General features: G+C 68.9%; 25 protein-coding genes. 16 read left to right on the top strand and 9 right to left on the bottom strand.

All coding sequences use genetic code 11. From position 1 onward, the window contains the following. Positions 1 to 43 precede the first annotated feature (43 nt). Positions 44 to 778 carry a GTP pyrophosphokinase family protein gene (locus tag OC372_RS16465; RefSeq protein ID WP_262002891.1) on the top strand — a complete coding sequence of 245 codons (735 nt, stop codon included), beginning with the start codon at positions 44 to 46 and terminating at the stop codon, positions 776 to 778. 131 nt (positions 779 to 909) lie between these two features. On the opposite strand, the gene OC372_RS16460 is transcribed toward OC372_RS16465, so the two are convergent. After that, positions 910 to 1701 (bottom strand): SDR family NAD(P)-dependent oxidoreductase, encoded by a 792-nt coding sequence (locus OC372_RS16460; RefSeq protein ID WP_262002889.1) that lies wholly within the window; start codon positions 1699 to 1701, stop codon positions 910 to 912. Between the two features lie 87 nt (positions 1702 to 1788). Between OC372_RS16460 and OC372_RS16455 the strand changes: the two genes are divergently transcribed. Next, positions 1789 to 2289: a MarR family winged helix-turn-helix transcriptional regulator gene (locus OC372_RS16455; protein ID WP_262002887.1), complete on the top strand. Its 501-nt coding sequence runs from the start codon at positions 1789 to 1791 to the stop codon at positions 2287 to 2289. A gap of 117 nt (positions 2290 to 2406) precedes the next feature. Here OC372_RS16455 and OC372_RS16450 read toward each other — a convergent pair whose 3' ends face one another. From OC372_RS16450 to OC372_RS16440, 3 genes are all read right to left on the bottom strand, one after another. Continuing rightward, positions 2407 to 3705: a D-alanyl-D-alanine carboxypeptidase family protein gene (locus tag OC372_RS16450; RefSeq protein ID WP_262002884.1), complete on the bottom strand. Its 1299-nt coding sequence runs from the start codon at positions 3703 to 3705 to the stop codon at positions 2407 to 2409. 327 nt (positions 3706 to 4032) lie between these two features. Then, on the bottom strand, positions 4033 to 5247 hold the full coding sequence (locus OC372_RS16445; RefSeq protein ID WP_262002882.1) for an amidohydrolase: 1215 nt from the start codon (positions 5245 to 5247) through the stop codon (positions 4033 to 4035). A gap of 31 nt (positions 5248 to 5278) precedes the next feature. Further along, the gene (locus OC372_RS16440) at positions 5279 to 5923 is read right to left on the bottom strand and encodes a TetR/AcrR family transcriptional regulator (protein ID WP_105710705.1); all 645 of its coding nucleotides are present in this window, start codon (positions 5921 to 5923) and stop codon (positions 5279 to 5281) included. A 156-nt stretch (positions 5924 to 6079) separates the two neighbouring features. On the opposite strand from OC372_RS16440, the gene OC372_RS16435 reads away from it, so the two are divergent. The 7 genes from OC372_RS16435 (at position 6080) to OC372_RS16405 (ending at position 14636) form a co-directional block, all read left to right on the top strand. Beyond that, positions 6080 to 7744, top strand: coding sequence for an ABC transporter substrate-binding protein (locus OC372_RS16435; RefSeq protein ID WP_262002880.1), 1665 nt, complete (start codon positions 6080 to 6082; stop codon positions 7742 to 7744). 130 nt (positions 7745 to 7874) lie between these two features. Further along, complete coding sequence (locus tag OC372_RS16430; protein ID WP_262002878.1) at positions 7875 to 8699, top strand: ABC transporter ATP-binding protein; 825 nt, start codon at positions 7875 to 7877, stop codon at positions 8697 to 8699. Continuing rightward, positions 8696 to 9502 carry an ABC transporter ATP-binding protein gene (locus OC372_RS16425; protein ID WP_105710707.1) on the top strand — a complete coding sequence of 269 codons (807 nt, stop codon included), beginning with the start codon at positions 8696 to 8698 and terminating at the stop codon, positions 9500 to 9502. Before OC372_RS16430 ends, OC372_RS16425 begins: the two co-directional genes overlap by 4 nt. Beyond that, positions 9499 to 10587 carry an ABC transporter permease gene (locus OC372_RS16420; protein ID WP_029261473.1) on the top strand — a complete coding sequence of 363 codons (1089 nt, stop codon included), beginning with the start codon at positions 9499 to 9501 and terminating at the stop codon, positions 10585 to 10587. The genes OC372_RS16425 and OC372_RS16420 overlap by 4 nt, the downstream gene beginning before the upstream one ends. A 1-nt stretch (position 10588) precedes the next feature. Further along, positions 10589 to 11716 carry an ABC transporter permease gene (locus OC372_RS16415; protein WP_262002875.1) on the top strand — a complete coding sequence of 376 codons (1128 nt, stop codon included), beginning with the start codon at positions 10589 to 10591 and terminating at the stop codon, positions 11714 to 11716. Further along, entirely contained in the window at positions 11716 to 13962 is a 2247-nt protein-coding gene (locus tag OC372_RS16410; protein WP_262002873.1) for a glycoside hydrolase family 3 N-terminal domain-containing protein, read from the top strand. The genes OC372_RS16415 and OC372_RS16410 overlap by 1 nt, the downstream gene beginning before the upstream one ends. A gap of 95 nt (positions 13963 to 14057) precedes the next feature. Beyond that, the gene (locus tag OC372_RS16405) at positions 14058 to 14636 is read left to right on the top strand and encodes a hypothetical protein (protein ID WP_262002871.1); all 579 of its coding nucleotides are present in this window, start codon (positions 14058 to 14060) and stop codon (positions 14634 to 14636) included. Between the two features lie 134 nt (positions 14637 to 14770). On the opposite strand, the gene soxR is transcribed toward OC372_RS16405, so the two are convergent. Continuing rightward, positions 14771 to 15220, bottom strand: coding sequence for a redox-sensitive transcriptional activator SoxR (gene soxR / locus OC372_RS16400; protein WP_262002869.1), 450 nt, complete (start codon positions 15218 to 15220; stop codon positions 14771 to 14773). 120 nt (positions 15221 to 15340) lie between these two features. Between soxR and fdxA the strand changes: the two genes are divergently transcribed. From fdxA to OC372_RS16380, 4 genes are read left to right on the top strand one after another with little or no spacing between them, the layout of a single operon-like run. Next, a complete protein-coding gene (fdxA, locus tag OC372_RS16395; RefSeq protein WP_091032694.1) occupies positions 15341 to 15667 on the top strand; it encodes a ferredoxin in 327 nt (108 codons plus the stop codon). Next, entirely contained in the window at positions 15664 to 17022 is a 1359-nt protein-coding gene (locus tag OC372_RS16390; RefSeq protein WP_262002867.1) for an FAD-dependent oxidoreductase, read from the top strand. Before fdxA ends, OC372_RS16390 begins: the two co-directional genes overlap by 4 nt. After that, positions 17019 to 17528 carry a flavin reductase family protein gene (locus OC372_RS16385; RefSeq protein ID WP_262002864.1) on the top strand — a complete coding sequence of 170 codons (510 nt, stop codon included), beginning with the start codon at positions 17019 to 17021 and terminating at the stop codon, positions 17526 to 17528. Before OC372_RS16390 ends, OC372_RS16385 begins: the two co-directional genes overlap by 4 nt. 22 nt (positions 17529 to 17550) lie before the next feature. Continuing rightward, complete coding sequence (locus tag OC372_RS16380) at positions 17551 to 18180, top strand: superoxide dismutase (RefSeq protein ID WP_105710713.1); 630 nt, start codon at positions 17551 to 17553, stop codon at positions 18178 to 18180. 16 nt (positions 18181 to 18196) lie between these two features. Here the strand turns inward: OC372_RS16380 and OC372_RS16375 are convergent, their stop codons facing one another. Continuing rightward, positions 18197 to 18484, bottom strand: coding sequence for a metal-sensitive transcriptional regulator (locus OC372_RS16375; RefSeq protein ID WP_029263059.1), 288 nt, complete (start codon positions 18482 to 18484; stop codon positions 18197 to 18199). Positions 18485 to 18744: 260 nt separating this feature from the next. Here OC372_RS16375 and OC372_RS16370 point away from each other — a divergent pair, with 260 nt between their 5' ends. Further along, positions 18745 to 20391 (top strand): FAD-dependent oxidoreductase, encoded by a 1647-nt coding sequence (locus OC372_RS16370; RefSeq protein WP_262002861.1) that lies wholly within the window; start codon positions 18745 to 18747, stop codon positions 20389 to 20391. Here OC372_RS16370 and OC372_RS16365 read toward each other — a convergent pair. Both OC372_RS16365 and OC372_RS16360 read right to left on the bottom strand, forming a co-directional pair. After that, the gene (locus OC372_RS16365; RefSeq protein ID WP_262002859.1) at positions 20388 to 21395 is read right to left on the bottom strand and encodes a LacI family DNA-binding transcriptional regulator; all 1008 of its coding nucleotides are present in this window, start codon (positions 21393 to 21395) and stop codon (positions 20388 to 20390) included. The two genes, OC372_RS16370 and OC372_RS16365, sit on opposite strands and share 4 nt — an antisense overlap. A 94-nt stretch (positions 21396 to 21489) precedes the next feature. Continuing rightward, positions 21490 to 23151 (bottom strand): glycoside hydrolase family 13 protein, encoded by a 1662-nt coding sequence (locus OC372_RS16360; protein ID WP_262002857.1) that lies wholly within the window; start codon positions 23149 to 23151, stop codon positions 21490 to 21492. A 117-nt stretch (positions 23152 to 23268) separates the two neighbouring features. On the opposite strand from OC372_RS16360, the gene OC372_RS16355 reads away from it, so the two are divergent. Further along, positions 23269 to 23697, top strand: a complete 429-nt coding sequence (locus tag OC372_RS16355; RefSeq protein WP_029263063.1) for a DUF1761 domain-containing protein — start codon at positions 23269 to 23271, stop codon at positions 23695 to 23697. 46 nt (positions 23698 to 23743) lie between these two features. On the opposite strand, the gene OC372_RS16350 is transcribed toward OC372_RS16355, so the two are convergent. Then, positions 23744 to 24640, bottom strand: coding sequence for an SDR family oxidoreductase (locus tag OC372_RS16350; RefSeq protein ID WP_262002855.1), 897 nt, complete (start codon positions 24638 to 24640; stop codon positions 23744 to 23746). A gap of 324 nt (positions 24641 to 24964) precedes the next feature. Between OC372_RS16350 and OC372_RS16345 the strand changes: the two genes are divergently transcribed. Beyond that, positions 24965 to 26212: a hypothetical protein gene (locus OC372_RS16345; RefSeq protein ID WP_262003144.1), complete on the top strand. Its 1248-nt coding sequence runs from the start codon at positions 24965 to 24967 to the stop codon at positions 26210 to 26212. Positions 26213 to 26229 lie beyond the last annotated feature (17 nt).

The raw sequence follows: 26229 nt of genomic DNA, 5'->3' as shown, positions 1-26229 counted from the left end.
CATCCACAGCGGTTTCCGATCACGAACGCGTAACGTCGATGCCATGTCGACCGTTCACGTCACCGAGGACACGATCAACCAGGCCCGCGTGCTGCGTGACGAGCTGCAGCGGTTCCTGCGCGAGTACGAGTTCGGGATGCGCGAGGTCGAGACGAAGATCTCGATCCTCCGCGACGAGTTCACGCACGACCACGCGTACAACCCGATCGAGCATGTGAAGAGCCGGCTGAAGTCGCCGGACAGCATCGTCGAGAAGATCGCCCGCAAGGGAATCGACGAGCCCGACTTCGACCGCATCCGCGCCGAGATCACCGACATCGCCGGCGTGCGCGTGACGTGCAGCTTCGTCGCCGACGTCTACCGCCTGTTCGACCTGCTCACCGCGCAGGACGACGTCACGGTGCGCACCGTCAAGGACTACATCGCGCACCCGAAGGCCAACGGCTACAAGAGCCTGCACGCGATCATCGAGGTGCCCGTGTTCCTGTCGACCGGCGCGCTGTCGGTTCCGGTCGAGGTGCAGTTCCGCACGATCGCGATGGACTTCTGGGCGAGCCTCGAGCACAAGATCTACTACAAGTTCTCGAACCAGGTGCCCTCGCACCTCGTCGACAGCCTGTCGGATGCCGCGGATGCCGCCTCCGAGCTCGACAGTCGCATGGAGCGCCTGCACCGCGAGGCACATGGCGTGCCCCAGCGTCAGCTCGCCCCGCCGCCGCCCCCGGCGCCGCGCTCTGCTCCGCCCGCGCCTGTCGACCCGCGGGTCGTCGGGGTCTAGCCGACGGCGCCGGCTCGCGTCGTCGCTGCTCGCGCCTGCCGCGGCCAATCGCACTTCCCTCGTACGTTTCGTGGCACGACGGCCGACGGGAGTGCGATTCACCGACGGGAGTGGGACCCGCGCCGGGCGACTCAGAGGATCGTCGTGAGCGTCCCGCCGTCGGCGCGCAGCGCGGCCCCGTTCGTCGCCGACGAACGCGGACTCGCCAGATACAGCGCCAGGTTGGCGATCTCTTCCGGCTCGATGAACCGCTCCAGCAGTGAGGTGGTGTTGCGTGCGGCGATGGCCCGCTTGAGGTCGGCCGGGTCCGCGCCCTGTGCGCGGGCGATCTGCTCCACGGCGCGCGCGACACCCTGCGAGTAGGTGGGACCGCCCACGATGCTGTTGACGGTCACGCTCGTGCCGCGCGTCGACTTGGCCAGGCCGTTCGCGAGGGCGAGCATGGCCGCCTTGGTCGCGCCGTAGTGAGTCATGTCGGCGGGGACGTCGATCCCCGACTCGCTCGACACGAAGAGGATTCGCCCCCAGCCGCGGGCGAGCATCCCGTCGAGCACGTGACGGGAGAGGCGGACCCCGCTCATGACGTTCACGTCGAAGTACCGCTGCCATTCGTCGTCCGAGATGTCGGTGAACGGCCGCACGTCGAAGATGCCGACGTTGTTGACGAGGATGTCGATCTCGCCGAGCCGACCGATGAGGTGCCGCACCTGCTCGGCGTCGGCGAAGTCTGCGGCGATCCCTGTGACGTCCGCGCCGGGGAGGAGGGCGCGCAGGGCATCGACTGCGGTGCGCAGGCGCTGCTCATCCCGCCCGTTGATGACCACGGCGGCGCCGGCGCGGACGAGCCCGGCCGCGATCGCGTATCCGATTCCCTCGGTCGATCCGCTGACGAACGCGCGCTTGCCGGTGAGTTCGAGTTCCATGTGTCTCCTCCGTGTAGTGACTTTCCTGAGCAAGTCAAAATTACTTTCCCGGTCAAGTCAAATCGCGTGAAGCGATACGCTGTGAGAATGACGACGAACGGCGCGATCCCGCCGCTGACGGGCGAAGAACTCGAGACCTGGTCGGCGGTGGCGACGGTGCTCGAGTGGCTACCGGCGGTGCTCGACGCCCAGCTCCAGCGCGATGCGCAGGTCACGCATTTCGAGTACGGCGTGCTCTTTGCACTCGCCCATGCCGAGGAGGGCCGGCTGCGGATGAGCGTGCTGTCCTCGTACGCGAACAGCACGCTGTCACGGCTGTCCCGTGCGGCCACGCGTCTGGAGGGTAAGGGATGGATGCGGCGCACCCCCGACCCGAGCGACGGCCGATTCACACTCGCGCACATCACCGACAGTGGGCGCGCCAAGGTCGACGAGGCGGCGCCCGGTCACGCGGAGCTCGTGCGCGATCTGGTCCTCGACCGGCTCACAGCAGCTCAGCGTCGGCAACTACGGGAGATCTCCCGCCGCATCGCCGGCGGCCTCCGAGACGAGGGTGGATGGCGCCCGCCCTCTCCCGACGCGGCCTGAGGCCTGCGGTCCCGGCGCGCTGGCCGCGGCCAGGCGCACTTCCCGCGGCCGTTTCCCCCCAGAAAGGCCGACGGAAGCGCGATTCACCGACCGAAGCGCGACGCCTGGGTGCGCCGCTCAGCCGAGCTCGGACGGGTGGGTGAGCCGCCACCACTCGGACGGTGCGTCGACACTCCCCTTGATCGCGACCGGGGCGGTGACGGTGTGCGGTCCGGCGGTCCAGGTGACGCTGCCGACGACCGAGCCGTCGCGGTAGGTCGGCGGGGTCTCGATGTCCATCGTCGCGATGATCGGGGTGTCCGACCAGGTGAAGATCGCCGCATCCTCGCCGATGACCAGCTGCGCGGTGGAGCCCCAAGGCGTCGAGATCGTGCCGACCTCGTGTCCGGTTGTCGCGACCGGCACCTCATGGAAGCCGGTACGGATGCTGTCCAGGGTCGCGAGCACGCTGCCGTTCACGGACTCGCGCGTCGGTCCTCCGAGGATGACGCCGGTCACCGCGAGCGGTTCGGCGGTGCCCACGACGAGAGTCGCGGTGTACAGCAGGCTGTACGTGCCGTGGCCCAGGGTGCCCGTCTTCAGCCCCGTGATCCCGCTCGTTCCGAGCAGGCCGTTGGTGTTGTGCAGCTGGCCGGCGCCGGGGAGGGAGATCGATGAGGTCGCGACGATCTGAGCGATGGTCGGATTCGCCGCGGCCAGCTTCCCGATGGCCAGGAGGTCGGCAGTCGTGCTCGTATTGCGCGGGCTGATGCCGGTGGGCTCGGTGATCGTGGTGCCCGTCAAGCCGTGGGCGGAGAGCCAATCGCGAGTCGCGCCGAGGAACGCGTTCTGTGATCCGAAGATCCGGGAGGACAGTGCCTCGGCGTAGTTGCTCGCCGACGGGATCAGCATGGTCGCGAGGGCATCATGCAGCGACATCGACGTGCCCGTGGGCATGGGGGCGATGGTCGCGCCCTGCACGTAGTACCTGTCGTAGAGGTCGTGGTCGGCCTTGCTGAAGGTGATCGTGGGCCCGGGGTCGTCGGCGGAGGCGAGTGGGACGGCGTCGAGGATGACCAGTGCGGTGATGAGCTTGGTGATGCTCGCGATGGGGAGCGGATCGCCGGTCCCGCTCGACGACCAGATTCCGCTCGCCCCCTCACCCAGGTACTCGTCCGCGCCGGAGATGCTGATCGCCGAGGCGGACGCGGGAACCGCGGCGAGGGCCGCAGCGCCGCCGACCGGCACCGGGGGTATCTGCGTCGTCACCGCCGGCGGTTTCACCGGCGCGGTGAGAGCCCACGCGATGTACCCTCCGGTCGCAGCCAGCAGCAGCACCACGCAGGCGGCGGTGATGAGAAGTCCCCGGCGTCGGCGTCGCCTGTGGGCCTCCGGATCGAGATCACGAGGGGAGGCGAACTCCTGCTCGCGGGTCATCAGATCCGCGAAGTCGGAGAGATCGTCCGTGGGTTGATTCGGCGCGATCAACGACAGGTCCCGTCACCGAGGGCGTACGGCATGAGCACGAGGTACCTCCAGGAAAGTCCGCTCCGACCTCGAGGCAGAGCCCTTCCGAGGAACCATAAGGTCATCATGGCCGACATCCGACACCCCCGCCATCGGCCATTCGGGGGACATGCGCTCCGTGCCTCGCGCCGCCGCGGAGATCCGCACTTCCGTCGGCCGTGTTGCGGCAGAACGGCCGACGGAAGCGCGTTTCTCCGACGGGAGCGCGACCCCGGCAGCCGAGCCGAGCCCGCGGGTCTAGCCGAGGAACTCCCGCGCTGCGGCCGACAGCGCCGTCACGCCGACCTCGATCGTCGGGTGGATCTCCGGGGCGAAGAAGGGGGAGTGGTTGGTCGGGATGTCCTTCTCCAGGCGCCCGGCCGCGCTCGCCTCCGCGAAACGGACCGGGTCGATGCCGCCCCAGAACCAGAACACCAGCGGCGCCCCGGCATCCCGCGCGAACCACGAGACGTCCTCGCTGCCGGTGAACATGCCGGGGTCGATGACCGATGCCTCGCCGAGGGCACGCTGCAGAGCTGCGGTCACCCGCGCCGTGGCATCCTCGTCGTTGATCGTGGCCGGCAGGGTGTGGTCGGTGCGGATCTCGGGCTCCCGCTCGGCGCCGGATGCCGCGGCCTCGGCCCGCACGATGCGCTCGACGCTCGAGAGCACCTTCTCGCGCGCCTCTTCGTTCGGGTAGCGCAGGCTGAGCTCGAGCTTCGCCTCCGCGGGGATGATGTTGTTCTTGAGTCCGGCGTGGATCGAGCCGACCGTCACGACGGCCACGCCCTGCGGGTCGATCTCGCGTGAGGTGATGGTCTGTAGACGCATCACGGTCGCCGCGGCCATGACCACCGGGTCGATGGTGGCGTGCGGGCGGGAACCGTGGCCGCCGCGCCCGTGCAGCGTCACGGTCAGGCCGTCGGATGCCGCCATCTGGGTGCCGCTGCGCACGCCGATGATGCCGGCGGGCAGCGGGGTCACGTGCTGTCCGAGCACGATGTCGGGCTTCGGGTAGCGGTCGAGGATGCCGGCGTCGAGCATCGCCCGCGCACCCGCGCCGTACTCCTCGGCCGGCTGGATCACCACGACGAGAGTGCCCGACCACTGGTCGCGTTCGGCGACGAGCTTCTCGACGGCGCCGATCATGGCGGTGACGTGCATGTCGTGGCCACAGGCGTGCATGACCGGAACCGTCGTCCCCGCAGGGTCGACGCCGTGTGCGGTGCTGGCGTAGGCGAGCCCGGTCTGCTCCTCGACCGGCAGCGCGTCCATGTCGGCGCGCGCCCACACGACCGGCCCGTCGCCGTTGCGCAGCACGCCGATGACGCCGGTGACGCCCACACCTTCTTCGACCTCGAGACCGAGATCGCGCAGGTGCTGGGCGGCGATGCCGGCGGTGCGCGTCTCCTGGAACGAGAGCTCCGGATGCTGATGCAGGTCGATGTACAGCGCTTCGAGGTCGATCGTCATGGCCCGAGCCTAGCGGTGGCGCCCGGTGGGATCAGGGGTGGCTGTACGTCGACAGCTCGGGCCCGGGATGCAGCACCGCGTTCACGATCGCCCGGATCGCGAACTCGCTCGCCCCGCCCAGCTCGACGGTCCCCGGGTGGAGGAGCCACTGCAGCTGCAGCCCGTCCATCACCGCGAGGATCGCGGCCGCCGCGTCGGCGATCGTGTCGGGATCGCGCACGCCCTCCTGGGCGCACAGCTCGTGGAAGGCGGCGGTGACCTCGCGCCGAAGCGTCGTGTACCGGTCCTCGAAGTACTCGCGTCCGGGGTGGTCGTCGGTCACGGATTCCGACGAGAGCACGGTGTACGCCTGCACGATGCCGGGGCGCCGCTCGTTCGCGTACGCCGTGCGCACCAGGTGCAGGAAGAGCTCGGGGCCGCCGGGGATGTGCTTCTCGGCGAGTTCGGCGACGTCTGTCTGGTCGCGGTACGAGAGCACCTCGAGCAGCAGCTTCTGCTTCGACCCGAAGTGATGGAGCACCCCGGCATGGGTGATCCCGACCTGGTCGGCGACGTCGGCGAGGGTGCCGTTGGTCGAGCCCTTGTTGCCGAAGATCTCGACCGCCGCCTTGAGGATCTGCTCGCGTTTCGCGAGGGTCGCCGGGCGCACGCGGACGGTCTGGTCACTGTCTGCCATCGCGGCCTCCTCTCTCTCGCAAGCCGTGCTTGCGATCCAACTTACTCCTCGGTAACCTCACGGAAGCTTACTTTCTCGACAGTAAGCAAATCACGACGGCCGGCGGACCCCCATCCACCGGCGACACAGCACAACGACCGTGCCCAAGGAGAAGCAATGAAGCTCAGAAAGTCTCTGATCGCGGCGACCGCGATCACCGCCCTCGGTATCTCGGCCCTCGCCGGATGCTCCGCCGGAGGGAACGACGACTCCGGCAGTGCTGCCGGCGGCGCCGCCCTCACGATCGCGAAGCCCGACGGCGCGATCACCACCGAATCCAACAACCCGTTCGTCGGCGACTCGTCCGCCTCGAAGTACGGCTACGGCAAGGTGATCTTCGAGACCCTCGCCCTCGTGAACCAGACCGGCGACCGCGGAGTCACCCCCTGGCTCGCCGAGAGCATCGAGTGGAACGACGACTACACCGTCCTCACGGTCGTGCCGCGCAAGGACGTCACCTGGAGCGACGGCGAGCCGTTCACCGCCGACGACATCGTCTACTCGTACGAGCTCGCCTCCACGCCCGCGCTGGACACGGCCGGCCTCCAGCTCGACAGCGCCGTGGTCGAGGGCGACAACGTCGTGCTGACCTTCGCCGCGTCGAAGTACGTCAACCAGGCCCGCGCCCTGCACGTGCCGATCGTTCCGAAGCACATCTGGGAGAACCTCGACGACCCGGCCACGAACCCCGTCAAGGGCGACGACCTGGTCGGCACCGGTCCCTACGTGCTGTCGAACTGGTCGACCGAGTCGGTCACCCTCGACGCCCGCGACGACTACTGGGGCGGCGACCTCTCGGTGCCCCAGCTGCACTACGTCTCGTACGGCGACAACACCGCGCTGACCACCGCTCTCGCCAACGGCGACGCCGACTGGGCACAGGCGTTCATCCCGCAGATCGAGGAGCAGTTCCTGTCGGTCGACCCCGAGCACAACAAGTTCTGGGCAGCTCCCACCACTGGCTCGGCGACGCTGTTCATGAACCTGCAGCAGAAGCCGTTCGACGACCCGGCCTTCCGCCAGGCGCTCGCCTGGGTGATCGACCGCGACGCCTACGTCGACATCGCCCGCGAGGGTGCCAGCGAGGCCGTCTGGTCGGTGACCGGACTGTCATCGATCCTCGACGACGAGATCCAGCCCGAGTTCAAGGACGTGGACTACTCGGTCGACGCCGAGAAGGCGCGCGATCTGCTCGAGACCGCGGGGTACACCTGGAAGGACGACGCGCTGATCGACCCCGATGGTGCGCCCGTCTCGTTCACGCTCTCCGTCCCCTCCGGGTGGAGCGACTGGAACACCGCGCAGGAGCTCATCGCCGAAGACGTGACCGATGCCATCGGCGCCGAGGTCAAGATCGACATGCCCGACTGGGGCGGCTGGGCGGACCCGCGCGACAACGGCACCTTCTCGGCGATCATCCACTGGCTCGAGGACAGCGGCACGGCCTACGGCCTCTACACCTCGACCATGGACCCGCGCTGGATCTCGGACGGCAAGGCCGGCTTCAACTTCGGCCGCTTCGACGACCCCGAGGCGACGGCCGCGCTGAACTCGTACGCCAACGCCTCGTCCGACGAGGAGCGCACCGCGGCACTCGACACGCTGCAGACGATCTTCGCCGAGCAGGTGCCGGCCATCCCGCTGGGCGCGCACCCGCTGCTGGGCGAGTTCAACACCCGCAACTACGTGGGCTGGCCGTCGGAGGAGGACCCGTACGCGTCCGCCGACCCGACGCAGCAGAACATCGTGCAGATCCTCACGAAGCTCAAGCCCGCCGAGTAAGCACCATCCTGCGGCGCGTTTCGTCTCGCTTCGCTCGCTCAACGACCGGACACCCCATCGGTCGTTGAGCGAGGAGCGGAGCGACGAGACGAAACGCGCCGCGGGGACGCCCCACCCGAAGGACACCCCCATGCCAGACCCCCTGCTCAGCGTGCGCGACTTCTCGGTCGTGTACGACGTCGATCCGCCCGTCGAGGCGGTGAAGAACGTGACCCTCGAACTGCAGCGCGGCGAGATCCTCGGACTCGCCGGCGAGAGCGGATGCGGCAAGACCACGCTCGCCTACGGGGTGCAGCGCCTGCTGCGCGCCCCGGCCGTCATCACCAGCGGCAGCGTGACCTTCCACGATGCGACCGGTGTCGACATCGACATCAACGCCCTCGACGTGGACGCCATGCAGCGGTTCCGCTGGGACAAGGTGTCGATGGTGTTCCAGGGCGCGATGAACGCCCTGAACCCGGTCGCGACGATCGGCTCGCAGTTGGAGGACGTGTTCGAGATCCACCGCCCCCACACGAACCGCAAGCAGCGCCGCGCCGAGGCCGAGGAGCTGCTCGAGATCGTGAAGGTCGGACGCCAGCGCATCCGGTCCTTCCCCCACGAGTTGTCCGGCGGCATGCGCCAGCGCGTGATGATCGCGATGGCCCTCGCCCTGCGGCCCCAGCTCATGGTGATGGACGAGCCGACGACCGCGCTCGACGTGCTGGTGCAGCGGGAGATCCTGAAGCAGATCTCGCAGCTGCGGCACGAGTTCGGCTTCTCGGTGATCTTCATCACCCACGACCTCCCGCTCCTCCTGGAGATCAGCGACCGGATCGCGATCATGCGCGAGGGCGAGATCATCGAGCTCGCGACCGCCGAGCGCATCTGGACCCAGCCCGAGCACGAGTACACGAAGACGCTGCTGTCGTCGTTCCCCCGGTTGACCGGGGAGAGAGGGGTGCTGGTGCGATGACCACCCTCGAATTCCGACAGGTGACCAAGGCGTACAACGTCCGCGGCGCCGGCCAGATCAAGGCGCTCGATGACGTGAGCTTCACCCTCACCTCGGGCCAGACGATCGGCCTGGTCGGCCAGTCCGGCAGCGGCAAGTCCACGATCGCGAAGATCCTCACCCAGCTCGAGACCCCGACCAGCGGCGAGGTGCTGCTCGACGGCACGCCGATTCCCCGTCGCGGCAAAGGGCTGCGGAAGTACCGGCAGCAGCTGCGCATGGTGTTCCAGGACCCGTTCGCATCGCTCAACCCGTACCACTCGATCCGCTACCACCTGGAGCGCCCGATCCGGCTTGACGACGTGGTGCCGAAGAAGGAGACCGAGAACGAGGTGCGCCGGCTCCTCGACCGTGTGCGGCTGGATGCGGATGCCGTGATCGACCGCCGCCCGCACGAGCTCTCCGGCGGGCAGCGGCAGCGCGTGGCGATCGCCCGCGCACTCGCTTCGCGCCCCTCGCTCCTGGTCGCCGACGAGCCCGTCTCGATGCTCGACGTCTCCATCCGGCTCGGTGTGCTGAACCTGCTCGCCGACCTGCAGCGCGAGGAGGGACTCGGCGTGCTCTACATCACGCACGACCTGGCGACCGCCCGCCACTTCAGCGACGAGATCATGGTGCTCAACCAGGGCCGCGTCGTGGAGTACGGCGCCGCCGACGACGTGATCCTCAACCCGCAGGACCCGTACACGCGCGAACTGCGATCGGCTTCCCCCGACCCGGACAAGTTCTTCGCACAGGCAGCATCGACCGGAGGCGCACTGTGAGCACCGCGTTCCCCCAGCTCGACGACGACGACCTCGTCGCGCGCGACGCCCTCGAGGTCGGCACCACCGCGACCACGGCCGAGCGCGGAAGCCGCAAGGTCCCGTGGCGCTTCTTCGCCGGACGCGCGGGCTTCTACCTGTTCACCCTGTGGGCGGCCATCACGATCAACTTCTTCCTGCCGCGCCTCATGAAGGGCGACGCGGTCAGCTCCTACCTCGCGCGCAACCGCAGCGTGAGCCCCGAGGCCGAGGAAGCGCTGCGCATCCTGCTCGGCATCGACACCGACAAGTCGATCTGGCAGCAGTACATCGAGTACTGGGGGATGCTGCTGCGTGGCGACCTCGGCATCTCGACGCTGCACGGCCTGCGCCCGGTCGCCGAGGTGCTCGCCGCGGCCCTGCCGTGGACGCTGGGACTCGTCGGCATCGCGACGATCATCTCGTTCACGATCGGCACGGTCGCGGGTGCGATCGTGGGGTGGAAGCGCGGCAGCAGGCTCGACGCGATCATCCCCGTCACGACGTTCTTCAACACCATCCCGTACTTCTGGCTCGGGCTCATCGCGATCGCGATCTTCTCGTCGACCCTGAAGTGGTTCCCCTCCTCGCACGCCTACGACAAGGGGCAGTCCCCGGAGTGGAGCTTCGACTTCATCGGCCAGGTGATCATGCACGGCACTCTGCCGGCGCTGACCATCGTGGTCGCGTCGCTCGGCGGCTGGGTGCTCGGCATGCGCAACATGATGCTGACCGTGCTCGACGACGACTACATCACGGTCGCGCAGGCGAAGGGCATGCCCAACAAGCGGGTGCTCTGGGGTTATGCCGCCCGCAACGCGGTGCTGCCGCAGATCCAGAGCTTCGCGCTGTCGATCGGCTTCATCGTCGGCGGCACGATCGTGATGGAGATGGTGTTCAGCTATCCGGGTGTCGGCAAGCTGCTGCTCGATGCGACCAACGCCAAGGACTTCGCCCTCATGCAGGGCGTGTTCCTCGTGATCACGCTGTCGGTGCTCGTGGCCAACATCCTCGCGGATGTCGTCTACGCCTACCTCGACCCGCGCACGCGCCAGATGGAGTCCTGACATGACCGTTCCCACCACCGCAGCGAGCACCGCGCCCGACGGATCGGCCGTCGTCTCCGGCATGCCCGAGACCGCGACCCTGCGCACCCCGCCGGCCGGCGCACCGCCGCGCAAGACGTTCTGGTCGCAGCTCGCCCAGGCGTTCGCGATGTTCCGCAATCCCAAGTCGATCGCCGGGCTCATCATCCTCGGGGTGTTCGTTCTCGTCGCGATCCTCGCCCCCTGGATCGCGCCCTACGGGCCGACCCAGAAGGACCGCACCGCGCTCCGCCAGCCGCCCTCGTGGGAGCACTGGCTGGGCACGACCCACATGGGGGAGGACGTGCTGAGCCAGATCATCTACGGCACCCGCGGCGTGATCGTCGTCGGCTTCCTCGCCGCGTTCATCGCCACGATCATCGCCATCACGATCGGTGTGATCGCCGGCTACGTGCGCGGTTGGAAGAGCGAGTCGCTCTCGGCGCTGACCAACGTGTTCCTGGTGATCCCCGGCATCCCGCTGATCATCATCATCGCGTCGCAGTTCGAGAACCCGCCGCTGATCGTGATCGCCGCGGTGCTCGGGCTCACCGGGTGGGCGTGGGGTGCGCGTGTGCTGCGCGCCCAGACGATGTCGCTGCGCAACCGCGACTTCATCCAAGCTGCCCGGGCCAACGGAGAGCCGCTGCGCCGGATCATCACCGTCGAGATGCTGCCGAACCTCATGGCGCTCATCGCCTCGAGCTTCGTCGGCACCGTGACGGCGGCCATCCTCGGTCTCACGACCCTGGCCTTCATCGGGGTGATCCCGGTGAGCAACCTCAACTGGGGCACCATCCTGTTCTGGGCGCAGCAGAACGGCGCGTTCCCGCGGTTGTGGTGGTGGTACGTGCCCGCCGGGCTGTGCATCGCCATCATCGGCGTCGCCCTCTCGCTGATCAACTTCGGCATCGACGAGTACGTCAACCCGCGCCTGCGCTCCGCGGGCGAGCGGGCCAGGGCGATGAAGAAGAAGGGGCTGAACGTGAACGACGCCGTCACGGCCGTCCGCAGCGTGCCCCTGCCGCCGAAGAGCCCCGATCCCGTAACGTCGGCGGCCTCGCCCGACACCTCCGACTCCTCGAAGAGCTCGACCCAGAACACGAAGTGATGACCTCTCAGACCCTGACCACCGTTCTTCCCTACCAGGACCCCGCGCTCTCGATCCCCGAGCGCGTGGCCGACCTCCTCAGCCGGATGACGCTCGAGGAGAAGGTCGGGCAGATGCTGCAGCTCGACGCGCGCGACGACCTCGACGACCACATCGCCCGGCGGCACGCCGGCTCGATCCTGCACACCTCTCCCGAACGCATCCTGCAGGCCAACGAGCTGACGGCGCAGACCCGGCTCCGCATCCCGCTGCTCGTGGCGGAGGACTGCATCCACGGGCACTCGTTCTGGCCGGGAGCCACGATCTACCCGACCCAGCTGGGCATGGCCGCGTCATGGGACGCCGACCTGCTCGAGCGCGTCGCCCGCGCGACGGCCGAGGAGGTGGCGATCACCGGCATCCACTGGACCTTCTCGCCCGTGCTGTGCATCGCCCGCGACCTGCGCTGGGGTCGCATCAGCGAGACCTTCGGCGAAGACCCGTTCCTGATCGGCGAGCTGGCATCGGCGATGGTGCGCGGTTACCAGGGCGACGGCCTCGATGATCCCACCGCGATCCTCGCGACCGCCAAGCACTTCGCCGGATACTCCGAGACCCAGGGCGGGCGCGATGCGAGCGAGGCCGACATCTCGCGGCGCAAGCTGCGCTCCTGGTTCCTGCCGCCGTTCGAGCGCGTCGCCCGCGAGGGATGCCGCACGTTCATGCTCGGCTACCAGACCACCGACGGCGTGCCGATCACGACGAACGACTGGCTGCTCAGCGACGTGCTGCGTGGCGAGTGGGGGTACACGGGCACGCTCATCACCGACTGGGACAACGTCGGACGCATGGTGTGGGAGCAGCGGGTCCAACCCGACATCACGCATGCGGCCGCTGCGGCGGTGCGGGCCGGCAACGACATGATCATGACGACGCCCGCCTTCTTTGAGGGGGCGTTGGATGCCGTGGCCCGCGGGATGCTCGCCGAAGACGCCTTCGACGCCGCCGCCGCCCGCATCCTCACGCTCAAGTTCGAGCTCGGACTCTTCGAGAACCCGCGGTTGCCGGGCACCGAGCTGGATGCCGTGGTGGGCAGCGCCGCGCATGCCGAGCTGAACCTCGAGACGGCTCGCCGCTCGCTCGTGCTGCTCGAGAACGACGGGGTGCTGCCGCTCGACCCCGTGGCGCCGCTGAAGGTCGCGGTCACCGGGCCGCTCGCCGACGACGCGCAGACGCAGCTCGGCGACTGGGCCGGCGGCTCGGGTCAGGCCGGGTGGCTCGACGGACAGCCGCGCGAGATGATCACGACCGTGCTCGACGGTCTGCAGGCGATCGACGGCTGGACCGTCACCCACGCTCGCGGTGCCGACATCCTCACGCTCGAGGAAGACCCCAAGGGCCCGTTCTTCCCCGACAAGCAGCCGCGGCCGCCGGTGGTCAAGGCCTGCGATCCGGATGCGGAGCTGATCGCGGAAGCCGTGGCGGCGGCATCCGACTCCGACGTGGTCGTGGCGGTCGTGGGTGATCGGATCGAGCTCGTCGGCGAAGGCCGCTCGACCGCGACGCTCGAGCTGATCGGCGGGCAGAACGCGCTGATCGACGCCCTCATCGCGACCGGGAAGCCCGTCGTCATCGTGCTGCTCGCCTCGAAGCCGCTCGTGCTGCCCGCATCCGCGTCCCGGGCTGCCGCCGTGATCTGGGCGGCCAACCCGGGCATGCAGGGTGGCCGTGCGCTCGCCGAGGTCATCTCGGGAGCCGTCGAGCCGTCGGGCCGCCTGCCGATCTCGTTCGCCCGCCACGTGGGCCAGCAGCCGACGTACTACAACCAGATCCGCGGACAGCACGGCGACCGCTATGCCGACCTCACGCAGTCGCCCGCCTGGGCGTTCGGTGAGGGGCTGTCGTACACCACGGTGGAGTACTCCGACCTGGAGCTGGAAGCGACCTCCCTGGGGGAGTCCGACACGATCGTCGGCCATGTCACGGTGGCGAACACCGGCACGCGGCCGGTGCGCGAGACCGTGCAGGTGTACGTGCGCGACTCCGTCACGAGTGTCAGCTGGACCGACAAGGAGCTGAAGACCTACCGCCAGGTCGACATCGCTCCGGGGGAGTCCGACCGCGTGCGCGTGGAGCTTCCCGTGGCCGACTGCTCGATCGTGGACGCTGCCGGCAACCGCATCGTCGAGGAGGGCGCGTTCGAGCTGCTGGTGGGTCCGAGCTCGCGCGACGAGGTGCTCCTCTCCGCCGACTTCGAGGTGCGCTGACCCTCGCCGTGCTCGTCTCCTGGGGCCGCCCCGAAGGTGCAGCCCCGTTCCGGTATGCAGGCCGAGCGCGCGGCATCGACACCTAACCTTGGACGATGGACTCGCTCGTGCTGCAGGCGTGGGGAGATGAGTCCTTTCGGACAGCGGGTGTGGAGCGTCCTTCCTACCTTCTCGGCGCTGCGGTTGCAGATGTCTCGCGCAGCGAAGACATGCGCGCCGAGCTGCAGCGTCTTCCGCGCCGCGGGCCGAAGCTCCACTGGCGAAACCAGGACAGACGCGCCAGGGATGCATCGATCGCGACGATCGCGGATTTCGACGCGTACCACGTCATCGTCATAGCAGCGCCGGTTGATTCCCGTCGGCAAGAACGCGCTCGCGCGCTATGTCTTGAGAGGCTCGCATGGCAGCTCGACGGGCAGGGCGTGCAACTACTCACGCTCGAAGCGCGTCCGCTCCAGCTGATGCAAAGAGATCTCCGAACCGTCGACGCGTTGCGGGGCAAGCGGGCTCTCCCTGAGGGGCTTCGGATCGATCACGCGCAGCCCAGCGAAGAGCCGATGGTCTGGATTGCCGATCAGGTACTCGGTGCGCTGGGGGAGAAGATATCCGGCGGCAGGAGCGACTGGTTCGATGCCGTGAGCTCATCGACGACCATCGGCCAGATCGAGCTCTAGACGCGCGAAAGCCGGGTCCCGTCCAGAGGGGCGGGGGTCCCGGCTTCTACTTCCCTACCCTCAGCGGGGGCGGGCTGCGACCATTCTACGTCTTTCACAGGTGTAGTGCTCCGTCGATCTACGAAGCCTGCTCCTCAGTCCTGCAGTCGCTGCGGGCCCACGCCCTGGGTCGCGAGGGCGTCGTCGGGGTTGAGCAGTCCGCACGCCTTCATCGACAGGCAGCCGCAGCCGATGCATCCGGTGAGTTCGCGTTCGAGGCGCTCGATGCCCTCGCGGCGCTTCTCGAGTTCGCGCTTCCAGCGTCGTGAGGCCCGTTGCCAGTCGGCGTGGCTCGGGGTCTCGGTGAGCGGCACGTCGGCGAAGGCCGTCTGCACGTCGGACAGCGGGATGCCGAGGCGCTTGGCGACCGTGATGAGCGAGACCCGCCGCAGCATGTGCCGGGCGTAGCGGCGCTGATTGCCGGGCGTGCGGGTCGAGGCGATGAGGCCGAGGGTCTCGTAGAAGTGCAGGGCGGAGGCGGCGACCCCGGTGCGTCGGGTCATCTCGCCGATCGTCAGCGGCTCGTCGGGTGCGTGCGGGCTCATCCGGATGCCTCTCCCTCGATTTGACCTCAAGTGTACTTGAGGTTTTACGGTTGTCCTGTGGCCCCGAAATGGGCCGATCTACCCGAACGAGGACAGCGTGACCCGAACGAAGACCCCGCGATGACCTATGTGATCGCTCTGCCGTGCGTCGATGTGAAGGACAAGGCCTGCATCGACGAGTGCCCCGTCGACTGCATCTACGAGGGTGAACGGTCGTTGTACATCCACCCCGACGAGTGCGTGGACTGCGGCGCCTGCGAACCGGTGTGCCCGGTCGAGGCCATCTACTACGAAGACGACCTGCCCGACGAATGGCAGGACTACTACAAGGCCAACGTCGAGTTCTTCGACGAGATCGGCTCGCCCGGAGGTGCCGCCAAGACGGGGATGCTCGCCTTCGACCACCCGATCATCGCCGCGCTCGCACCCCAGGGGGAACACGCATGACCGTCGCCGAACCGCGCATCGCCATCGTCGGAGCAGGGCCGGCCGGCATCTACGCCGCCGACATCCTCCTCGGACTCGCACCGACCGCGTCGATCGACCTGTTCGAGAAGCTTCCCGCGCCCTACGGTCTGGTCCGTTACGGCGTCGCCCCGGATCATCCGCGCATCCGCAAGATCACCGACGCCCTGCACGACGTGCTCGTGAACCCGCGCATCCGGCTGCTGTGCAACGTCGAGATCGGCGTCGACGTCGAGATCGAAGACCTCCGCGCGGCCTACGACGGGGTGATCGTGGCGACGGGAGCCGACCTGGATGTGCAGCTCGACATTCCCGGCATCCACCTGCCCGGCTCCTTCGGCGCGGCCGATTTCGTGTTCTGGTACGACGGGCATCCGGATGCTCCGCGCACCTGGCCCCTGGAGGCGGAGTCGGTCGCCGTCCTCGGAGCGGGCAACGTCGCCCTCGACGTGACGCGCATCCTCGCGAAGCACGCCTCCGCGCTGACCCACACCGACACTCCGGACACCGTGCTCGACCAGCTCGCCGCCAGCCCGCTGCGCGACGTGCACCTGTTCGCCCGGCGCGGTCCTGCCGACGTGCGGTTCTCGGCGATGGAGCTGCGCGAGCTGGCTGAGCAGGACGACGTCGACGTGATCGTCGACCCGGATGAGCTCGTCCTGGACGAGCACGCCGAGCGGATGGTCGCGCAGTTCTCCCAGCGCCGCATCATCGTGCGCACCATGACCGAGTGGGCCGCGCTCGACCCGGCGGGCCGCACGGCTTCACGCCGCATCCACCTGCACCTGCGACAGCGTCCCGTGCGCCTCCTCGGCACGGATCGCGTGACCGGCATCGAGATGGAGCGCACCGCATCCGACGAGCTGGGCCGGATGGTCGGTACCGGTGAGCTGCTGCGCTACGACGTCGGAGCCGTGTACCGGGCCGTGGGCTACCGTTCGACGCCCGTTCCCGGGATGCCGTTCGACGCCGATCTCGGAGTGGTTCCGCACGCCGAGGGACGCGTCGTGGATGCGGCGGGCGCACCGATCCCGCGGCTGTACGCGACCGGCTGGATCAAGCGCGGGCCGGTCGGGCTCATCGGCTCGACCAAGTCGGATGCCGCGCAGACCGTGCGTCACCTCGTCGACGACCTCGCCGACGCGGAGCCGATCGCGCCCGAGGGGGACCCGCTCGCCCACGTCGACCACGCCGTCGACCTGGACGGCTGGCTTCGCATCGATGCTGCCGAGCGCGGTGCCGGTGCGGAACGCGGACGGGAGCGGACGAAGGTCGTCGACCGCGCGGAGATGCTCGCGCACGCGAAACTGGAGCAGATGACGGAGGCCGTCCGATGACCATGACACCCGTATCCACCCCGGTCGGCGAAGGCCTCAAGGCCGCGTTCCGCACGCACCCGGCCGGCGTCGCGATCATCACGGCATCCACTCCGGAGGGTCCGGTCGGGCTCACGGCGTCGAGCGTGGCGTCCGTGGCGGTCGACCCCGCCGCGATCGTGTTCTCGGTCACGAGGGCCACAGGCTCGGCCGGTGCGATCCTGGGCGCTGACACGTTCGTCGTCCACCTCATCGACGATGAGCACTCCGACCTGGCGCAGAGCTTCGCCGTCAGCGGCTCCGAGCGCTTCACGCCTGAGCAGGGCTGGTCGGCGCTCGAGACCGGTGAGCCGCACCTCGCCGCGGCACGGGCCGCGCTGCGCTGCCGCACCCTGCAGACCGTGGCCGTCGGTTCGTCGACGGTCGTGATCGCCGAGGTCCTCGAAGTGCTCACCGGGCCGCAGGGCCGTCCGCTCGTCTACCTCGACCGCCGCTTCCACGCCCTCCCGCACGACCCCCACCACTGACCATCATCGAAAGGAAGACGCCATGTCCACTCTCTACACACTCCCCGAGCTGCCCTACGACTACTCGGCCCTCGAGCCGCACATCTCCGGCAAGATCATGGAGCTGCACCACTCCAAGCACCACCAGGCCTATGTGACCGGTGCGAACACCGCACTCGAGCAGCTCGCCACGGCGCGCAGCGCGGGCGACCTCGCGAACGTCAACAAGCTCGAGAAGGACCTCGCGTTCAACCTCGGCGGCCACATCAACCACTCGGTGTTCTGGCAGAACCTCTCGCCCGAGGGTGGCGGCGCTCCCGAGGGTGAGCTCGAGGCCGCGCTCGTCGACGCGTTCGGATCGATCGACGCCTTCCGCGCGCACTTCACCGCGACGGCGCTGGGTGTGCAGGGATCGGGCTGGGCCGTGCTCGCCTGGGACAGCGTCGGCGCTCGCCCCGTCATCTTCCAGCTGTTCGACCAGCAGGGCAACGCACCCCTCGGTGTCACGCCGCTGCTGCAGCTCGACGTCTGGGAGCACGCCTACTACCTCGACTACCTCAACGTGCGCGCCGACTACGTCAAGGCGTTCTGGAACCTCGTGAACTGGCCCGACGTGCAGCGCCGCTTCGAGGCAGCGCGCACCGCGACGAAGGGGCTCATCGTCGCCGGCTGACCGGCGACGGCGCGGTTCACGCGAGAGTGAGGAAGAGTTTCTCGAGTTCGGCCATCGACACACCGTCCGTGTCGGTGGCCGTCTCCGTCTCCGACCCGGGGTCCGTCAGGCAGTCCTTCATGGCCGAGGCGATGATCTGGAATCCGGCTTTGTCGAGCGCCGAGGTGACGGCGGCGAGCTGCGTGACGACGGCTCGACAGTCACCTCCGTTCTCCACCGCCGCGATCACAGCCCCGAGCTGACCTTGCGCGCGCTTGAGGCGGTTGGCGATCTTGCGCTGGGTCTCGGCGTCTGCGGATGACATGTTCGCTCCCTGAGTGTCGACTGAACTGATCACTATACCCCCTGGGGTATAGTGATCCCTCGTATACCCATGGGGGTATCGGTGAGGAGTCGAGAAACGATGTGTCGAGCAGTCCGTTGCAAGACCTGTGGCAAGACGACCTGGGCGGGGTGCGGTCAGCACGTCGACGCCGTGCGCCGCACGGTGCCCGCGGCGCAGTGGTGTTCCGGGCACCCGAAGGAGCCGGCGCAGGGCGGATTCTTCTCGAGGATGTTCCAGCGATGACGTCGACCGAACCGCGTACCGTCGTCATCGTCGGCGGGGTCGCCGGGGGGATGTCCGCCGCCGCACGCCTGCGCCGGCTCGACGAGCACGCGCAGATCGTGATCTTCGAACGTGGGCCCGAGGTCTCGTACGCGAACTGCGGCCTGCCCTACTACGTCGGAGGTGTGATCGCCGATCGCGAATCGCTGCTGCTGCAGACACCCGCATCCCTGCGCAGCCGTTTCGGACTCGATGTGCGCGTGCGGCATGATGTCGTGCGGATCGACACCGCGCAGAAGCTCGTCGAGGTGGTCGATCTCGAGACGGGGCACCACCTCGTGCAGCGCTACGACGCATTGGTCCTCGCCACCGGGGCGAGGCCCCGGCGGGACGAGCCCGCCTCGGACATCCCCACACGCAGCCTGCGGACGGTCGAAGACGCGGATGCGATCGACGCCGCGCTCTCCCGCGCGGGCGTTCCCGTCGTGGTCGTCGGCGGCGGATACACGGGCCTCGAGGCGGTCGAGAACCTCGTCGCGCGAGGCGCATCCGTGACGCTCGTCCAGCGCGGCCCTCAGCTGCTCGCCCCTCTCGACACGGAGATTGCCGCCCCCATCGCGGCCGAGATCCGTGCGCACGGCGTCGACGTGCGTCTCGGCGTGGAGGTCGTTCGAGCCGGTTCCGGAAGCGTCACGCTGAGCGACGGCGCCATCGTCCCCGCAGAGCTCGTCGTCGACGCCTCCGGGGTGGTGCCGGAGACCTCGCTCGCGGCCGACGCCGGAATCCTGCTCGGCGAGACCGGAGGTATCCGGGTTGATGCTTCCTGCCGCACCAGCGCTCCCGACGTCTACGCCGTGGGAGACGGAGTCGAGAAGCTCGACCTCGTCGGCGGAGACGCGGCACTGATCACCATGGCCGGTCTCGCGAACCGGCACGGGCGAATGGTGGCAGACCTCATCGCGGGGCGCGCGGAGTCGGCGCGACCCGCACTCGGCACCGGGATCGTCCGCGTGTTCGGGATCGTCGCAGCGAAGACGGGGTGGAGCGAACGGCAGCTTCGATCGGCGGGACGCGAGTTCTACGTCGTGCACGTGCACCCGGGATCCCACGCCGGCTACTACCCCGGAGCCGAGACCCTGTCGATGAAGCTGCTCGCCGACTCGGACTCCGATGCCATCCTCGGTGTGCAGATCGTGGGACGCGACGGTGTCGACAAACGCATCGACGTGGTGGCGACCGCCATGCAGGCCGGCATGCCGGCCGCCGAGCTCGCGCATCTCGAACTCGCCTACGCGCCGCAGTTCGGCTCGGCGAAGGATGCGGTGAACATCCTCGGCTACGTCGCGGAGAACACTCGCACCGGAACGACTCCGACGGTCCAATGGCATGAACTCGAAGCCGCGCGGAGGGCGGGAGCGACGCTGATCGATGTCCGCGCGCCGTCGGAGTTCGCTGCCGGCGCGATCCCCGGTGCGATCAACATGCCGCTGGATGAGATCCGTGACCGGCTCGGCGAACTCCCCGGCGGTCCGATCGTGGTCCACTGCCAGGTGGGCCTGCGCGGGCACATCGCCACCAGACTGCTCCGGCAGCGCGGGGTCGACGCGCGCAACCTCGATGGAGGTTACCGGACCTGGAGCGATGGCGTGCAGGGTCGCGACTAGATCAGGCGGGCGGTCGTCCCGCGCACGTTCAGCTCGTACGGCAGGGCCGACGGGATGTGCACCTCGTCCGGGGTGGTGAGCTTCGCCAGCACCGCATCCGCGGCCCGCTCGCCCTGCCCGAGCGGGAACTGGTCGACGGTGGTCAGGCGGAAGAATTCGCCGAGCTCGTGCCCGTCGATGCCGACGATCGACAGCTCATCCGGCACGCTGAAACCCAGGTCGCGGGCCGCGAGCAGCGCCCCGATCGCCATCTCATCGGATGCCGCGAACACCGCGGTCGGTCGGGGGCCCGGCCGTCCGAGCAGCTGCTTCGCCGCGCGGTAGCCGCCCTCGACCGTGAAGTCCGCCGGCTCCAGGAAGGCGTGGTTCAGAGGGATCCCGGCCTTCGCCAGGGCCTTCTCGAACCCGAGGCGGCGGTTGGTGGGGATGTGGAAGTCGATGTCGAACTCGGGGTTGGCGCCGATGTGCGCGATGTCGGTGTGGCCGAGGCCGATCAGGTGCTCGGTGGCGAGCTGGGCGACCGCCACGTCGTCGACCGTGAGGGTGTCGAGCTTCGGGTTCGGGCCGCCGATCGCGATGACCGGCAGGCCGAGGTCGAGCAGATGCTGTGTCTCGTCGGCGTCGAGTTCGATCGACACCGCGATCACGGCGTCCACACGCTGCCGACGCAGGAACGTGTCGAACACGTGTCGACGCACGTCCTTGTCGGCGGTGATGTTGTAGAGCGTGATGTCGTAGCCGGCGCGCATCAGCGCGGCCGAGACGCCCGACAGCACCGTGCTGAAGAACCACCGGTCGAGGAACGGGACGACCACCCCGATGTTGCGGGTGCGCCCCGATGCGAGGCTCGATGCGCGCGAGGAGACGACGTAGCCGAGCGACTGCGCCGCGGCCTGCACCCGCTCCCTGGCGGACTCGGACACGTGGCCGCGGCCGCTGAGCGCGCGCGAGACGGTCGCGGTGGAGACCCCGGCGAGCCGGGCGACCTCATCGATGCTGGCCATGTGTTCCTCTGAGAAATCGTTCCGGTCGCGGCTCCCGTTGTCTCACGACGTGGCGAGCGACGGGATCCGCGACCGGAACGGGGTGTGGGGCGGGTCAGACCGTGGTGTACCAGACGGCGGTGTCGACCGGGATCGACGAGCCGTCGAACGGCTGGCTCTTCAGCATCACGCTCGCGTCGGCCGGCAGCTCGATCGGTGCGGTGCCGAGGTTCGCGACCACGTGCACGTCGCCGCGGCGGAAGGCTACCGTGTCAGGGCCGGCATCCTCCCAGACCAGGGAACCGGCGCCGAAGCCGTGCTCGCGACGAGCCGCGAGCAGACGCTTGTACAGGGCGAGCGTCGAGCCGGGGTCGACCTCTTCGACGTCGCGGGCGTACGTCGCCCACTCGGTCGGCTGCGGGAGCCACGACAGTCCGGTCTCGTTGAAGCCGAAGGCCGGAGCCTCCGCCTCCCAGGGCAGCGGCACGCGGCATCCGTCGCGTCCGTAGCGCTTGCCCCCGGTGCGGAACCAGGTCGGGTCCTGACGGAACTCGTCGGGGATCTCCATCGCTTCGGGCAGACCGAGCTCTTCGCCCTGGTACAGGTACGCCGAGCCGGGGAGCGCGAGCATGAGGGTGGTCGCCGCGCGGGCGCGGGCCAGGCCGATCGCGGTGTCGGGCTTGTTCGGGGTGTTCGGTCCGATGCCCTCGCCCTGGGGGTTGTCGGCCGTGAGCGCGAGGCGCGAGGCGTGCCGCACGACGTCGTGGTTCGAGAGCACCCAGGTGCTGGGCGCTCCGACGCCGCCGAACTCGTCGAGCGACTCGCGGATGACGTCGCCCAGTTCCTTCGCGTTCCACGGCGTCATCAGGTACGGGAAGTTGAAGGTCTGGTGCATCTCGTCCGGACGCACCCAGAGCGCGGTCTGCTTGAGCGTCGGCATCCAGGCCTCGCCGCACAGCGCACGGTCGCCGTCGTACTCGGCGAGCACCTTGTGCCAGTCGCGGTAGATCTCGTGGACGCCGTCCTGGCCCCAGTACGGCACGTTCGATTCGCCGCCGCCCATGGAGTCGGCGTCGGTCGGCGGGGTGTAGTCCGGAAGGCCCTCGGTCTTGATCATGCCGTGGGCGACGTCGACCCGGAAGCCGTCGACACCGCGGTCGAGCCAGAAGCGCAGGATGGAGCGGAACTCCTCCTGCACCTCTTCGTTGTTCCAGTCGAAGTCGGGCTGCGTGGCGTCGAAGATGTGCAGGTACCACTGGCCGGGGGTGCCGTCGGCCTCGGTCACGCGCTGCCACATGCCGCCGCCGAACACCGACTCCCAGTTGTTCGGCGGGAGCTCGCCGTTCTCGCCCTTGCCGTCGCGGAAGATGTACCGCGCGCGCTCCGGGCTGCCCGGCGCCGCCTTGAGTGCTTCCTGGAACCACACGTGCTGGTCGGACGAGTGGTTCGGGACCAGGTCGACGATCACACGGATGCCGCGGTCATGGGCCTGGGTGAGCATCTCGTCGAAGTCGGCGAGCGTACCGAACAGGGGGTCGACGTCGCGGTAGTCCGCCACGTCGTAGCCGGCATCGCGCTGCGGGCTGGTCATGAAGGGGCTGAGCCAGATCGCGTCGACGCCGAGTTCCTGCAGCGAGTCGAGGCGGCTGGTGATGCCCGGGAGGTCGCCGATGCCGTCGCCGGAGGCGTCCGCGAAGGATCGGGGATAGATCTGGTAGATGACGGCGCTGCGCCACCACTCGGAACCGGGGGCTGCGATCTGCTCAAGCTGTGCCATGCGAACAGGCTACTGCAAACGCTTACAGTCGTGCCAGAGCGGGTATCGAATCGGTTCGAAGACCTTGTCGGCGCGGGCGAGGAGTAGCCTGACGGCATCCGATGAGTGGAGGCTGTCATGGTTCCCGAGATCAACTACTGGGCGGTGCTGCTGGCCACCGCGTCGAGCATGATCGTCGGCTCGATCTGGTACGCCCCGAAGGTGTTCGGCACCCGCTGGTCGAAGCTGGCGAACGTCGACATGGACCGTCCGGCGGCCACGGCGATGTGGCCCATCATCACCACGGTCATCGTCAGCTTCATCACGGCATGGGTGCTCGCCGGGGCATCCGCCATCGCCTGGCATTTCTACGGCGGCGCGTTCTTCTGGGGCACCATCGTCACGGCGGTCACGCTGTGGGCGGGCTTCACCGCCGCACGTTTCATCACCCACGATGCGTTCGAGGGTCGCTCGACGAGGCTGACCACGCTGAACATCGCGCACGAGCTGGTCACGGTCGTGGTGATGGCCGTGATCATCGGCGTCTGGCCGCCGGCACTCGGCTAGGTCGTGCGGGGGCGTCGGCGGGGAGCCCGTCGACGACCCCGCGCGGTCACGGCGTCGGCATGCCGCCGTTGACGTTCAGCGTCTCGCCGGCGACATAGCTCGACTCCGCCGACGCCAGGAACACGTATGCCGGGGCGAGCTCGGCGGGCTGTCCCATCCGGCCGAGCGGGGTGTCCTCGCCGAAGCTGTCCAGCTTCTCCTGCGGCTGACCGTCGCTCGGCTGCAGCGGTGTCCAGATCGGGCCGGGCGCCACCGCGTTCACACGGATGCCCTTCGGGGCGAGCTGCTCGGCAAGCCCCTTCGTGAACGCGTTGATGGTCGCCTTGGTCGAGGCGTAGTCGACGAGGATGCCGGACGGCGAGTACGCCTGGATCGACGTGGTGTTGATGATCGTCGAACCGGCGGGGAGATGCGGCAGCGCCGCCTTCGTGATCCAGAACATCGCGTACACGTTGGTCTTGAACGTGTCGTCGAACTGCTCGTCCGTGATGTCGATCAGCGACTCCTGGTAGACCTGCTTCCCGCCATTGTTGACGAGGATGTCGAGCCCGCCCAGGGCGGCCACCGCATCGGCGACGAGTGTCCGGCAGTACTCGGGGTCGCGGAGGTCGCCCGGCAGAGCGGCGACCTTCACGCCGGCCTCGCGGAGGATCCCGGCGATGCGGCTCGCATCCTCCTCCTCTTCGGGCAGGTACGAGATCGCGACGTCGGCACCCTCTCGGGCGAACGCGATCGCTGTGGCCGCGCCGATACCGGAGTCGCCGCCGGTGATCAGCGCCTTGCGGCCGGTGAGCCGTCCGGTGCCGCGGTAGCTCTCCTCGCCGAGGTCGGCCTTCGGGGCCAGGTCGGCGTCGAGGCCGGGCTCCGGCATGTGCTGCTTCTCGGGTTCGATGTCCGCGTAGAGCTCGGCAGGGTTGGTGAAGGTGTACTGGTCGCGGGGCATGATGCGTCCTTTCGACAGCGGCTGATCGTCTCCGCCACCCGTGAGCTGCGTGTGCGACGCGGGCACGGGTCCGGGCGGCGCGTGGACTCCCAGAGTGCGGGCGACCTCCCCCTCGGGGCAAAAGCCTTGCGCACCTCGGCCCCGGTTGCTATGCGGCCGCCGTCGTGAGGCGTCTCCGCCGGGCGGAGAACTAGACCTTCGCCACTTCTGCGGGGATGTTCGATGTGCGAATGTTCCTATCGTGGCCGTCCGGCCGCCCACGGACCGCGAGCGGACCGTGTTCCTGCCAGAGGGGTTCCGATGCCCGGTTCGTCGCGTCGAAGGATGCCGTCGGTGGTCACCGCCGCGCTCGTCGCCGCGGTTCTCGCGGCCGCCGTGCCCGCCGTCTCGGGGGCCTTCGCCGCTGCCGACGGCTCCACGTCGGGGGAGGGCGCGCCCGACCCTTCGCGCTCGGTCGCCCTGGCCTACGAGTTCCTCGACGCGCGCGTGGATCAGTTCTGCGACGGCGCAGGCCGGTGCCTGCCGCGCAGCTATGAGGGCGGATTCTTCACCACGCCGAGCTGGGACTTCACGCCGTCGTTCGTCTACGACGACGCCTTGGTGATCATGGCGTACACCGCCCGCGGTCTGCCGGACGACATCCGACGAGCGCGGACGATCGGCGACGCCCTCCTCTTCGTGCAGGAGAACGACCCGATCGGTGATGGGCGCACCCGCGCATCGTACGAGCCGCACGGCATCCGGCAGGGGCGAGTGGAGATCACGGGTCCTGGCGCCTTCACCGGCAACCAAGCCTGGGTCGGGATGGCCCTCACTCGACTCGCGCACACGACCGGAGACCCGCGGTACCTCGAGGGGGCGCTGCGCGTCGGTCAATGGATCCAGGACAACACGGCCGACATGGCCCGGGCGCCGCACGGCTACACCGGCGGGCAGCGCGAGGACGGCACGTCACTGACCTGGAAGTCCACGGAGCACAACAGCGACGTGGCCGGATTCTTCACCCAGCTGGCGCAGCTCACCGGCGATACGGTGTGGGCGGATCGGGCGGCCGTCGCCGCGGGATTCGTCGCGGCGATGCAGAGCGCCGACGGCCACGTGAACACCGGCACCGGCCTCGACGGCTCGACGATCAACACCCGGCCGATCCCTCTCGACGCGCAGACGTGGAGTGCGCTCGCCACCGGCGACCCGCGTTACGGGGCGGCGCTGGATTGGACCCTGGAGAACCTGATCGCGACGGATGGACCCTACACCGGGCCCTCGATCAGCGAGGTCGACGTGTCGAAGGCCTGGTTCGAGGGCAGCGGACACCTGGCACTGGCCCTCCGGTTGCGCGACGGTGCCGGCGATGCCGCGACAGCGGAGACGCTGCTGGACAGCATCCGTCTGGCGCAACGCGACGCCCCGAACGGCGACGGCAAGGGGATCGTCGCGACCTCGAACGACGGTCTCGATTCGGGCTTCGGCGACCTCTACTACGCGAGCCTGCACACCGGCGCGACGGCGTGGTATCTGCTCGCGTCGGCGGAGGACAACCCGTTCGTGCTGCCGGTCGACCCGGCCTCTTGAGGACGAGCCGCCCCCGT

The sequence above is a fragment of the Microbacterium sp. Mcb102 genome (genome assembly GCF_024519805.1).
GTDB lineage: Bacteria > Actinomycetota > Actinomycetes > Actinomycetales > Microbacteriaceae > Microbacterium.
This window is presented reverse-complemented; position numbering and strand designations above follow the sequence as displayed.